Source organism: Streptomyces sp. NPDC007917, from assembly GCF_042959105.1.
In the GTDB taxonomy this organism is placed as follows: Bacteria; Actinomycetota; Actinomycetes; order Streptomycetales; family Streptomycetaceae; genus Streptomyces.
This window is the reverse complement of the sequence record NZ_JBIBKK010000026.1, coordinates 120,038-131,652: the sequence shown is the minus strand read 5'-3', so window position 1 is coordinate 131,652 and position 11,615 is coordinate 120,038. Positions and strand designations below refer to the sequence as shown.

Sequence of the window (11,615 nt, the reverse complement as noted above, 5' to 3'; positions counted from 1 at the left end):
CATGACGATTCCCGATCTTGACGATCTCATCGCGGAAGTCGACCGGACGTGCGCCACCGCCCACCGCCCCGGCGGCCAGGAACAGCCGGACTGGCTGGCCCTCCTGACCACCGCGGCAGGCCTGGCCGGCCGACTGCAGGCCCTCGCCGACGACCTGGTCGAGGACTACGTCGAGCACTGCCGGATGCACGGCTGCTCATGGGCGGACATCGGCACGGCCCTCGGCGTGACCCGGCAGGCGGCGCAGCAGCGCTTCCACGCGCCCCACAAGCGCTACGGCCCCGAGACGATGAGCGAAGAACTCCGCCAGGCCATGACGCACGTCAAGCGGGCCGCGGTGCAGCACCGGAACAACTACATCGGGACCGAGCATCTGCTCTGGGGCCTCACCGCCGAGGACAACAGCGCCACCCGCCTGCTGACCGCCGCCGGCGGGTCGCCCGAGACCCTGCACCGGGCCGTCGGGGACCGGCTGAGCATGGGAGCCTCACAGGCGGCCGAACGGATCGCCTGGACCCCCTACTCCCGCAAGGCCATCGCCCTCGCGGAGGAGCGGGCGGAGGAGGCGGGCTCGGCGCACATCGACTGCGACCACCTGCTCCTCGGACTCGCCCGGATCGGCCGCGGGGTGGCCGCCGCGGTGCTCGACGAGGCGGGTCTGAGCGCGGAATCCCTCAGCGGGGCGGCCGACTCCGCCGAGGACGAGACCACTTACGCACCGTAGAGCCCAAGCAGCCCCGGCGCCGGGGCCGGGGGGGGTGCGGGCACGGGGCGCGGCGACTCGCGCCGGGGCGGCGGCCGGCGCGGGGAGCGGCGACCGGCACGGGGAGCGGCGGCCGGCGCGGCGGCCGGGCGCGCAGCCCATCCAGGGTGATCACCGGAGAGCGCCGGCGCCGCGTGAAGGACACCCCCTCGCCCCCTCACTTGCTCCGCGCGACCGCCGCAATCAGGCAAGCTGGACCAATGCCCCACTACACCTCGTACGACGGCGCCGAACTCGCCTACCGCGTCCTTGAGACCCGTACCGGCGGCGGAGCCGCCCGGCCGCCGCTCGTCTGTCTGGCCGGCGGCCCGGGGCGGAACGCCGCGTACCTGGGCGACCTCGGCGGGCTCGACGCCGACCGCACCCTGGTCATCCCCGACAGCCGGGGCACCGGCGACTCCCCGCCCGCCGCCGAGCCGAGCGGCTACGCCTTCCCCAGCCTCGCCGAGGACCTGGAAGCGCTCCGCGGCCACCTCGGACTCGAACGGTTCGCGCTGCTCGCCCACGACGCGGCCGCCGCGACGGCCCAGGCGTACGCCGCCGCCCACCCCGAGCGGCTGACACACCTGATCCTGGTCTGCCCCGGCGCGCGGATGCAGGGCGAACTCCCCGAGGACGCCCGGGAGATCTTCGAGGCCCGCGCCACCGAGCCGTGGTGGCCCGATGCCTCGGTCGCGGTCGAGATGCTGCCCGACACCACGGACCTGGCCGAGGTGCGCAGGCTGCTGCTCCAGGCCGCCCCCATGGCGTACGGCCGCTGGGACGAGCCCCAGCGCACACACGCCGCGAGCGAGGGCGAACAGCTGGGCCCGGTGCCGCGCGCCGGCTTCTGGCAGGGCGTGGACGAGGCGGCGCGGCGGGCGGTGCTGGCGCGGCTGCGGGAGGTGGGGTGCCCGGTGCTGGTGGTGACCGGGGACCGGGACGCGGTGACCGGCATGCGCGCCGGTGAACTGGTCGCGGAGTCCTTCCCGAACGGGCGGGTGCGGCCGCTGCACGGGGTGGGGCACTATCCGTGGGTCGACGAGCCGGAACTCTTCCGCCAGGCGGTCGAGGAGTTCCTCACCCACGCCTGGACAGAGAGGTGAGCGACGGCGCCCCCGCGACGGCGCCCCCGCCGGTTCAGGTGACCGAGGGTGTGGGCTGGGCCAAACCCATGATGCTCCCCACGCCTTGAGTATGACCGCCGGGTACGGGCCGGCGCGGGGCCCTGCCAGGGCCCCCCTTCGGCGGGTCTCCCTCCCCGGGGGTCCCGCGCCGCAGACTTGCTCCGTACCGAGCAAGCGCCGTACCGCTCCAGCGGTACGAAGGGACGGGAGAACCGCAATGGCGAGCGTCGCAGTGGTGGGCCTGGGCATCATGGGCCGTGGCATGGCCGAGAACCTGTTGCGGCAGGGGCATGACGTCGTCGTGTGGAACCGCAACCCCGAGCGGTCCCGCCCCCTGGCCGAGGCCGGGGCCACCGTGGCGGAGAGCCCCGCGGCCGCCGCCGCCCGCGCGGACGTGGTCTTCGAGGTCACCGCCGACGACGCGTCGTCACGCGCGGTGTGGCTGGGCGCCGGCGGCATCCTCGAGGGGGCCGGCGCCTCGGCGGTACTGATCACCTCGGCGACGCTGTCCGTGGAGTGGGTGGAAGAGCTCGCTCTGGCGTGCGCCGAGCGGGGGTCCGCCTTCTTCGACATGCCGCTCACCGGCGGCGCCGCCGGAGCCAGGACCGGCAACCTGGTGCTGCTCACCGGGGGCGACCGGGAGGCGCTGCCCGCCCTCGCGCCGGTGCTCGAATCGATCTCCAGGGAGGTCAGGCACTTCGGGCCCGCCGGTTCCGGCACCCGCTTCAAGCTCGTGCTCAACGCGCTTCAGGCGATTCACCTGGCCGGCTTCGGCGAGGCCCTGCGGCTCGCGGAGGCCGCCGGACTCGACACCGCCCAGGTCGGCGCCGCCCTGCTGGACCGCCCCGGCGGCGTCGTCACCGAACTGGCGTGGAGCAACTACCTCACCCCGCCCGAGCCCATCAACTTCTCGGCGGAGTGGGCGCACAAGGACCTGGCGTACGCGTCCCGCATGGCCGACGGGCTTCCCCACCCGGTCCTCGACAGTGTCCTGTCCCTGTTCTCCGCGGCACTCGCCGAAGGCCGCGGCAAGGAGGACTGGAGCACGGTCAATCCGACAGCGCCACGCGGCCAGGACACCCCTGCCGGGTAAGCCCGGGCGCCCGGTCCTGACCCTGGCCCTGCCCCTGACCCGCCCTGGCCCTGCCTCTGACCCTGATTTGGCAATCATGAACGCCGTATGTCAGTCGCATGGCAGCGCACGCCGGGCCGTTGTGCCCCTCTGGCCCCGTCCCTATCGTCGAAGGCACAAGAGCACGACATCGGCCGTGTGCCCGAGTGGTTGAGGGGCTCGCCTGCAAAGCGAGTTACGTGGGTTCGATTCCCGCCACGGCCTCCATGAACATGAGCACGAGCACGGACCTGCTGGAGATCCCCGCCGGGGAGATCGTCCTGCGGGACGAGGGCACCCGCACCGACTGGCAGGTCGAGGTCGCGGCCTTCCGGCTGGCGCCGTACCCCGTGACACAGGAGCTGTACCGCGCCGTACGGGGCGAGGCGCCAGCGGGCGGTGCGGCGGGGCCGCGGACGCCGGTGACCGAGGTCTCCTGGAGGGACGCGATCCGGTTCTGCAATCTGCTCTCGGAGGCGAGCGGGCTCATGCCCTGCTACTCACTGGGCAGCGAGACGGACCCCGACGCGCTGGACGTGGACTGCGACTGGGCGGCCGATGGCTATCGCCTCCCCTCCGAGGCGGAGTGGGAGTACGCGTGCCGGGCCGGGGACTCCGGCGTGCGCTACGGCGAACTCGACGAGATCGCCTGGTACCGCGGGAACTCCGGCGACCGGGTGCACGAGGTCGCGGCCAAGGCTCCGAACGCATGGGGCCTGCACGACATGATCGGCAACGTGTGGGAGTGGTGCTGGGACCTGTACGACCCCGGCGTCTACGGCCCATACCGGGTTTTCCGCGGCGGAGGCGCGTACGACCCCCCTCGCGGGTGCCGGGCGTCGTGCCGCCGCAAGAGCCACCCGACCTTGCGCATCGACGACCTCGGCTTCCGGCTCGCCCGGTCGGCGCGGCCGGCGTGACGGGCGCGGCCGGCGTGACGGGCGCGGCCGGCGTGACGGGCGCGGCCGGCGTGACGGGCGGGGCCATCAACGGCGTCAACGGCGGGTTTCTGTCCAGCCGTCCTCTTCCGCGCCGACCGAGGGCTCGTCGTCAGGGTCGTCGCCGGGCTGCTGTTCGGCCATCGCATCCGGCGTGAACCCGTGCTCACCGTGGCCGAGGAGGTATACGACCCCGCCGTTGAGTTCGGCCCGGAGGTCGACAGCCTGAGGTGACCCGGACGCGACCATCCTCGTGGAGTCGGTGTCGTCCTGCGCCGGACGGGTCGCGGCACGCGCGAAGTCCGATTCGATGGTCAGGGAGTCCACCACCGCGCCCGTCTCCATCTCGCCCCAGGTGGCGCGGCAGCGCGCGCTGTACCAGATACGCAGCCGAACACCGTGCGTCGTTCCCTGCGCCAGACGCTTCTTGCCGTCGGTACAGCCGTATTCCGCGGGCTCCCGGTTGGAACATTCCTGACCCTGACATGTCTTGCCCACCTCGGACCGGGCCGCCGATGCCGCCACCCCACCCGCCGCGGCCAGCGCGAGCCCACCGGTCAGCAGCGCGGCCACGCGCCATCGGTGTCGGCGTGGCCGCGACGGCGCGGGAGCCTCGACCGGCGATCGCTCGCCGTCCTTCTCGCCGTCCGCCTCGCCGTCCCTCTCGCCGTCCCTCTCACCGCGAATCCCGTCCGGCCGGTGCCGGGACGCGGCCGCCAGCTCCCACAGCGCGGCCAGCCGCCGCGGGTCCGCGCCTGCCACCGCGCCCAAGGCGAGCACCGCCTGCCGGGGCGGCACCTTCTGCCCGTTCAGGTACCGCTGCCAAGACGACTTGCTGTACGTGGTCTGGTCCTGGAGTGCCACCAGGCTGAGCCCGCTGCGGTCCTTCAACAGGCGAAGTTGCTCCGTGAGGTGCCTTATCTCTGGTGGCAGTTCGCCCGGCAGTGCCTTCCATTGCGCCACTGTGTCCCCCCGCGTGGCCGTATTCACTCCTATGTACGAGGATGGCCGACCCGGCCGGTTCGGTTCCGCCCGGTATTCCCAGCGCCGTCCCACGACCGGTGCTCCCGCTATCGCGTCGCCGCAGGTCAGCGAGTGGGATGTCCCAGATCTACCCCGGCTTGCCGCCATCACTGTCCGTCGGCGTGTCGCGGCCCCCAATCTCGGATCAGCAGGCCGGACGGCACACCGCAAGCCGCCCGGCCGAACATCAGAGAGAGGAAACCCGCAATGATCATCCGCAAGAGCCTGGCTGTCACCACCGCGGCCCTGGCGCTCGGCTCCGGTATCGCCGTGGCGGCCCCCGCCGCCCAGGCGGAGCAGTCGTCCCACGCCACCACGGTCAGCAAGGCGGCCACCGCCAAGGACGACGCTTCCCTTCAGGCGAGGCACTGGAGGCGGATCTGGGGCCCGCAGAGCCACACGCCCACCAAGTACTGGGCGACGCCGGACTTCGTTCCGCGGAGCAACCAACTGGGGGCGCAGGCTCGCTGCTGGGGCGGCGACGACGGCACCAGGATCAAGGTCGACATCGTGCGAACCCGCGACAAGAAGGTCATCAAGCACGGTGTCTGGAAGTCCTGCGACGGCAGGTTCAAGGCCACCGACACCAACGGTGCCCGGGGCGGCACGTCGTACTACATGCGCGTCTACCTGAAGGGCCACAAGCACACCATCGAGGCGCAGGCCTTCCACAAGGTATGACGATTCTCCCCATAGTGGGAGATAACGGGTCCTGTCCCCGGCCTTGCCGGGGGCAGGACACCCGGCGTCCAGTGGTGATTCAGACCACGTTCGCCGCAGGAGCGAACTTCAGCCCCGGCTGGACCGTCTCCATCATGTGTATAAGCGTAAAAACATATCGACGGACCGGAAGCGCAAGGCCAAGCCGATAGCCGGGCTCCTGGCCGCCGCCTCCCTCGCGCTCACCCTCAGCGGCTGTAGCGGCGCCTCGTACGACGCGACCGCGCCGAGCAGCGTCCGCGAGCGCGCCTCGGCCGACGGCAAGGCGGTCAAGGCCGGGGCCGTCGACTGCTCGAAGGCCAAGTGCGTCGCCCTCACCTTCGACGCCGGGCCCAGTGAGAACACCCCCCGCCTGCTGGACATCCTGAAGAAGGAGAACGCGCACGCGACCTTCTTCATGCTCGGCAAGAACCATGTGCTCAAACACCCCGACCTGGTGCGCCGCATCGCGGCGGAGGGCCATGAGCTGGCCAACCACACCTGGACGCACAAGATCCTCACGAAGTCCGACGACGACGAGGTGCGTGACGAGATCACCCGCACCCAGGACGCCGTCGCCAAGATCACCGGCTCCAAGCAGCCCCTTCTGATGCGCCCGCCGCAGGGCCGCACCGATGACCGGGTCACCAAGATCTGCCGCGAGCTCGGCATCGCGCAGGTGTTGTGGAGCGTCACCGCGAAGGACTACCAGACGACCGACTCCGCGCTGATCACCAAGCGGGTGCTCGACCAGGTGGACCGCGACGGCATCATCCTGCTGCACGACATCTACAAGGGCACCGTGCCCGCCGTTCCGGGAATCCTGGAAGGGCTCAAGAAGCGCGGCTACACGGTCGTCACCGTCTCCGAGCTGATGGCCCCCGGGAAGCCCGAGGCAGGCAAGGTCTACAAGCCCTGATCCCCGTGCCCGTCCCCGTCCCTGTGCTCGCGCTCATCCCCCGCGCGCAGCACCAGGGACTCCGGGACGAGCGGGGTGCGTCCACCACAGGCAATGCGTCCGGTGGAGCTGGTTCAGTGGTGGAAGGCCAGGAGCTTGGCGATGCCGTTGCGTTGGATCTCGGAGGTGCCGGTGAGGACGCGGAACATGCGGATCTTGCGGAAGAGGTATTCGATCTCGTTGCCCTGGGTGAGCCCTTCCTTGCCGTGGATCTGTACGGCTTCGTCGAGGATGCGGAAGGCGGACTCGGCGACGAACAGCTTGCACATGAAGGCTTCCGCGTGTGCCTTGCGGCCCTCGTCCAGGGCCGCCAGCGCGGCGTACGTCATGGAGCGGGCGGCGTAGAACTCGGAGGCCATGTCGGCGACCTTGTGCTGGATGGCCTGGAGCATGAGGAGGGGCTGCCCGCCGGCCACCTTGCGGGTCCGGGTGCGGTCCAGGGTGAGGGCCAGGGCGCGGCGGGTGGCGCCGAGGACGGTGGGGCAGTGCAGCAGCCGGTTGGTGGTGACCCGGCCCAGCGCGATGCGCATGCCCTTGCCCTCCTCGCCGAGGAGGTTGGCGGCGGGGACGTGGCAGTCGTCGAGGATGATGTCGCTCTCGATGTGTTCGCCCGACATGGGGGTCGCCCCGTCCTCGACCCGGCAGCCGGGGCTGTCCAGGTCCACGAGGAAGGCGGAGAACTGCGGCTTGTCGCCGTCCTGTTCGCCGGTTCCGGCCATACGGGCGACCACGATCGCGAAATCGGCGAAGGGGCCGGCGGAGGAGAAGACCTTGTGCCCCGTCAGCCGGTAGCCGTCGCTGTCGGGGTCACGCACGGCGACCGTCCGCATGGAGCGGACGTCGGAGCCGGCGTCAGTCTCGGTGAGGGAGAAGCAGCAGGCACGCTCGCCGCGGATCAGCGGCAGCAGGTACGTGTCCAGCTGGTGCTCGGTGGCGTGCTTGAGGATGTCGCCCGCGCGCAGCGGACCGCCCATGTCACCGAGCACGCTGTGGGCGAGGACGCGTCCGCTCGCGCCGATCTCCTCCTTCAGGGCGGCGAGTTGGGTGTGGGTCAGGTTCTGCCCGCCGTACGCCTCGGGGAGGTGGATGCCGTAGAAGCCGAGTTCACGGCTGCGATGCCAGACCGGTTCGAGGTCGGCACGGGTGAGGCGGCTCGCGTGGGTGAGGCCGCGTTCGCGCTCGTGGGCGGCTAGTTCGCCGTCGAGGTAGTCGCGCAGGCGGTCCACGAGGTCGGCGGTGCGCGGGTCGTCGTAGGTGGGGTGGAGGGAGAAGGTCATGGGGGGGGCTCCGGACGGGATGCGGTCAGTTGACGCGGCGGGCGGTGCTTGCCCAGAACGGTTCGCGTACGGCCTTGCGGTCGAGTTTGCCGTTGCGGTTGTGGGGCAACGCGGGCACGAAATCGACCGACCGGGGCTTCTTGAAGCGGTCCAGCCGGTCCGCACAGAAGGTGATCAGCTCGTCGGCCGTGACGGTCGTACCGGCGTGGGCGACGACGACCGCCTTGACGGCCTCGCCCCACTGCTCGTCGGGTACGCCGACCACGCAGGCTTCCCGCACGGCGGCGTGTTCGTACAGGGCGGCCTCGACCTCGGTGCAGTAGATGTTGAAGCCACCCGAGATGATCATGTCTTTCTTGCGGTCGACCAGGAAGAGATAACCGTCCTCCCGCATCCAGGCCAGGTCCCCGGTGTGCACCCAGCCGTCGCGGAAGGTCTGCGCGGACAGCTCCGGCTCCCGCCAGTACTCCCGTACGCAGTCCGGCCCGCGCACGATGACCTCGCCGACCTCGCGCGGCCCCAGCTCCCGGCCCGCCTCGTCGACGACACGTATCTCGGTGTCGTAGGAGGCACGTCCGCAGGACTGGAGCAGCTCGGAGTCCTCCTTGACCGCGTGGGCGATCTCCTCGCTGCTCAGGCCTGCGATCACGCTGGTGGTCTCGCCGAGCCCGTAGCCCTGGGCGACGACCGGACCGAAGAACTCCACCGCGTCGCGCAGGCGTTGGGGGGAAATGGGCGCGCCGCCGATGCGGACGCTCGTCAGTGAGGACAGATCGCGGTCGGCGGCGCCGGGGTGGGCGAGCACCGCGTTCAGCATGGCCGGCACCAGGAAGGTGGCGGTGATGCGCTCCTTCTCGACCGTCTCCAGAAAGCCCTGCGGGCTCCAGGTAGGCAGGACGTATGTCGTGGAGCCACCGAACACCCCGGCGAGCAGGCCCATGCCGGTGGCGTGGGTGATCGGGCCGCAGGCGAGGTAGCGGGTGCCGGGGCGCGGCCGGGACTCGTCGGCCATCAGCTGTTTGCGCATGTTGGCGAGGCGGTTGCCGACCGTCTGCACGGCGGCCTTGAGCGCGCCGGTGGAGCCCGAGGTGAAGTTCAGAACGCAGGGGGTGTCCTCGTCGACCTCGACGCGGACGGGTGTGCCGGCTCCCTCGGCCAGCAGGTCGGCGTAGGAGATCTCGCGCGGCTGTGCGCCGTCCGGTTCGTCCAGGGCGATGGGCAGGCATTCGGTACCCGCCGCGGTGATCGCGGCGAGGGCGTCCTCGCGGTGGGCGGCGTCGTAGACGAGAACGCGGACGGGGGCGTAGCGCAGGATGTGTTCGATCTCGCCGCGGCCGAGCCGTGCGTTGATCGGCGCGCGGGTCAAACCGGCTTTGTACAGGGCGAATTCGACCTCCACCAACTCGCCGCGGTTCCAGGCGAGACAGGCCACGGCGTCGCCGGGGCGCAGGCCGCGGGCGGCCAGGGCGGAGGCCAGCCGGTCGGTCGTCCGGTCCAGGTCGGCGAAGGTCCGGGAACGGTCCCCGCAGACGAGGGCAGGAGCCTGGGGCCAGTAGCGAGCGCTGCGTGCGAGATAGATGCCGAGGTTCATGAAGATCCGCTCCTAGATTTACATGGCGCCCAATTGCAGACAGCTTGTTCAGTAACTGCTTAGGTGTCAAGAGTCTCCTAGACTGGGCGCGCAATCGGGCGCCCTCGCAGCGCGATGGCCGTACGCGACGATCGAGGAGGGGTGCATGGCCGAGGACAGGCGGGCGAAACGGTCCCGCCGGGCCCTGGGAGCGGCCCTGGTGGAACTGGTACTGGAGCGGGGCTTTGCCACGCTGAGCGTGGAGGACATCACGGAGCGCGCGGATCTGGCACGGGCGACCTTCTACGCCCACTTCCGCGACAAGGACGACCTGTTCGCACGCGTGACGTCCGACCTGCTCACCGAGCTGTCCGAGCGGCTCGCCCCCGCGGTCGCCGACAGCGCGGTCGGCTTCACGGGCAAGCCGGTCCTGGAGATGCTGCGGCACGCGCGCGAGGAGCGCGATCTGTACCGGATCGTGCTGCGCGGCGAGGGCGACGGCAAGCCGTTGCAGATGTTCACCGACGCCTGCGCGCGCGCCACGGCCGAGGAGTTTCGCGCCCGCGCCGAACGCAACGCCGTCCAGCCGCGCATCGATCCCGAGCTGCTGGCCCGGGTGTGGGTGGGGGAGCAGGTTTCGGTGCTGCGCTGGTGGGTCGAGCAGGACACCGTGTCGCTGCCGGCCGAGGAGGTCGTACGGATGCTGCTCGACCTGGCACTGCACGGCCGCTACTGGGCCAGCGGCTTCGGGCCGTCGGCCTGAGCGCGCGCCCTGTCGTCCGGTTCGGTGTGGATCGGGCGCAGCCGCCGTACGTCGCGCTCGGGCCGGATCGCGGTCAGCGCGATCAGACCGCAGACCAGCATCACGGCGGCCGCCAGCAGGAACGCCCAGGTGTATCCAGTGCCCGGAGAGGGCGCCGAGTCCAGTAGCCGCCCGGTCAGATACGGCGCGATCAGCCCGGGCAGGGTGCCGGTCGCGGCGACGATGCCGAACACCGCCCCGCGCTGGGCCGACGGGACCACGGCGGCCGTCGTCATGTAGTGCAGCGGGAAGGTGATGGCGTGCGCGCCGAACGCCACCGTGACAAGCGCCAGGAGCGACGCCCGCGCGTCGGTGAAGGGGAGGGCCGCCATGGCCAGCCCGGCGACACCGACCGCGATCCCCTGCGGGGCGCCGCGCGACCAGCGGCCGGAGACCCCGCGCCGGTTCAACGCGTCGACCAGCGGGGACACCGCCAGCAGCAGGACGAAGCTGAATGCCGAGACACCGCTGATGAGCGTGGCCGCCCCGCCCGGTGACATGTCGAGCCGCGTGCGCAGATAGGCGGGCAGCCACGCGTGGCCCAGGGCCAGCGCCCAGGAAGCACCGAAGGCCCCCGCGATGCTCCCCAACACCGTGCCGTTCAGCAGCAGCCTGCGGTACGGCAGCCGGGTCGCCACTCCGGTGTCGGACGTCGCGCCGCGCGCGGGCTCGTGGTCGTACGGGCCGTCGTGCCCCGCCCGCCACCACAGCAGGCTCCACAACACGCTCACCGCCGCCAGCGCGGCGAAGGCCGAGCGCCAGCCGAACGCACCGATCAGCCAGGTCACCACCGGTGCGGCGATCAGCGTGCCCAGTGCCGCCCCGCTGATCTGCAACGCCGACGGCAGGCCCCGCCGGTCCTCCGGAAACCACTTGTACAGCGCGTGCATGGACATCGAGGCGGCCGGCCCCTCGGCCGCGCCCAGCAGCACCCGCCCCGCCACGAGCGCCGGTACGGACGCCACGACGAGCACGGGCAGCTGCGCCACCGCCCACGCGGCGGCCATCACGAACAGCAGTATCCGGCTGGAGATCCGTGCAGAGAGGAACCCGACGACCAGTCCGGAAAGGCTGAACAACAGGGCGAAGGAACTCGATATCAGGCCGTACGTGCTGTTGCTCATGTGCAGCTCATCCATGATCGGCACGGCCGCGAGGCCCAGGACGGCCTTGTCCGCGTAGTTGATGAGCATGAACGACACGATCAGCGCGGCGACCAGCCATGCGCGCGGTTTCACCATGAAGCACTCCCTGCGGCGTCGGAGGGGGAGTATGTTCTCCTACAGACTGTCCAGTAACAGTCGTCCAATACGTGAACCTAGGTGTCCGATCACTGCCGGGTCAATGGTTCGGGCGGGTGGCACGGAC

Annotated in this window: 11 protein-coding genes and 1 tRNA gene; 8 read left to right on the top strand and 4 right to left on the bottom strand. The window is 71.2% G+C overall.

Annotated features, from left to right (window positions below):
* Window position 1 precedes the first annotated feature (1 nt).
* The 5 genes from ACFZDL_RS36715 to ACFZDL_RS36695 all read left to right on the top strand — a co-directional run bounded on the left by ACFZDL_RS36715 (window position 2) and on the right by ACFZDL_RS36695 (window position 3,900).
* Window positions 2-724 carry a Clp protease N-terminal domain-containing protein gene (locus ACFZDL_RS36715; protein ID WP_353594857.1) on the top strand — a complete coding sequence of 241 codons (723 nt, stop codon included), beginning with the start codon at window positions 2-4 and terminating at the stop codon, window positions 722-724.
* 239 nt (window positions 725-963) lie between these two features.
* A complete protein-coding gene (locus ACFZDL_RS36710; RefSeq protein ID WP_353594858.1) occupies window positions 964-1,848 on the top strand; it encodes an alpha/beta hydrolase in 885 nt (294 codons plus the stop codon).
* 238 nt (window positions 1,849-2,086) lie between these two features.
* Complete coding sequence (locus tag ACFZDL_RS36705; protein ID WP_353594859.1) at window positions 2,087-2,962, top strand: NAD(P)-dependent oxidoreductase; 876 nt, start codon at window positions 2,087-2,089, stop codon at window positions 2,960-2,962.
* A 171-nt stretch (window positions 2,963-3,133) separates the two neighbouring features.
* Window positions 3,134-3,208, top strand: a tRNA-Cys gene (locus tag ACFZDL_RS36700).
* Window positions 3,208-3,900, top strand: a complete 693-nt coding sequence (locus tag ACFZDL_RS36695) for an SUMF1/EgtB/PvdO family nonheme iron enzyme (RefSeq protein WP_353594860.1) — start codon at window positions 3,208-3,210, stop codon at window positions 3,898-3,900. Before ACFZDL_RS36700 ends, ACFZDL_RS36695 begins: the two co-directional genes overlap by 1 nt.
* Before the next feature lie 75 nt (window positions 3,901-3,975).
* Here ACFZDL_RS36695 and ACFZDL_RS36690 read toward each other — a convergent pair whose 3' ends face one another.
* Window positions 3,976-5,049, bottom strand: coding sequence for a helix-turn-helix domain-containing protein (locus ACFZDL_RS36690; RefSeq protein WP_353594861.1), 1,074 nt, complete (start codon window positions 5,047-5,049; stop codon window positions 3,976-3,978).
* 99 nt (window positions 5,050-5,148) lie between these two features.
* Between ACFZDL_RS36690 and ACFZDL_RS36685 the strand changes: the two genes are divergently transcribed.
* Entirely contained in the window at window positions 5,149-5,622 is a 474-nt protein-coding gene (locus tag ACFZDL_RS36685; RefSeq protein WP_353594862.1) for a hypothetical protein, read from the top strand.
* A gap of 136 nt (window positions 5,623-5,758) precedes the next feature.
* On the top strand, window positions 5,759-6,559 hold the full coding sequence (locus ACFZDL_RS36680; RefSeq protein WP_353594863.1) for a polysaccharide deacetylase family protein: 801 nt from the start codon (window positions 5,759-5,761) through the stop codon (window positions 6,557-6,559).
* A gap of 113 nt (window positions 6,560-6,672) precedes the next feature.
* Here ACFZDL_RS36680 and ACFZDL_RS36675 read toward each other — a convergent pair whose 3' ends face one another.
* Both ACFZDL_RS36675 and ACFZDL_RS36670 read right to left on the bottom strand, forming a co-directional pair.
* Window positions 6,673-7,875 carry an acyl-CoA dehydrogenase family protein gene (locus ACFZDL_RS36675; RefSeq protein WP_353594864.1) on the bottom strand — a complete coding sequence of 401 codons (1,203 nt, stop codon included), beginning with the start codon at window positions 7,873-7,875 and terminating at the stop codon, window positions 6,673-6,675.
* A gap of 25 nt (window positions 7,876-7,900) precedes the next feature.
* Window positions 7,901-9,466 carry an AMP-binding protein gene (locus tag ACFZDL_RS36670; RefSeq protein WP_353594865.1) on the bottom strand — a complete coding sequence of 522 codons (1,566 nt, stop codon included), beginning with the start codon at window positions 9,464-9,466 and terminating at the stop codon, window positions 7,901-7,903.
* A 145-nt stretch (window positions 9,467-9,611) separates the two neighbouring features.
* Between ACFZDL_RS36670 and ACFZDL_RS36665 the strand changes: the two genes are divergently transcribed.
* Complete coding sequence (locus tag ACFZDL_RS36665) at window positions 9,612-10,208, top strand: TetR/AcrR family transcriptional regulator (protein WP_353594866.1); 597 nt, start codon at window positions 9,612-9,614, stop codon at window positions 10,206-10,208.
* Here ACFZDL_RS36665 and ACFZDL_RS36660 read toward each other — a convergent pair.
* Window positions 10,175-11,488 carry an MFS transporter gene (locus tag ACFZDL_RS36660; protein ID WP_353594867.1) on the bottom strand — a complete coding sequence of 438 codons (1,314 nt, stop codon included), beginning with the start codon at window positions 11,486-11,488 and terminating at the stop codon, window positions 10,175-10,177. The two genes, ACFZDL_RS36665 and ACFZDL_RS36660, sit on opposite strands and share 34 nt — an antisense overlap.
* Between the last annotated feature and the right edge of the window lie 127 nt (window positions 11,489-11,615).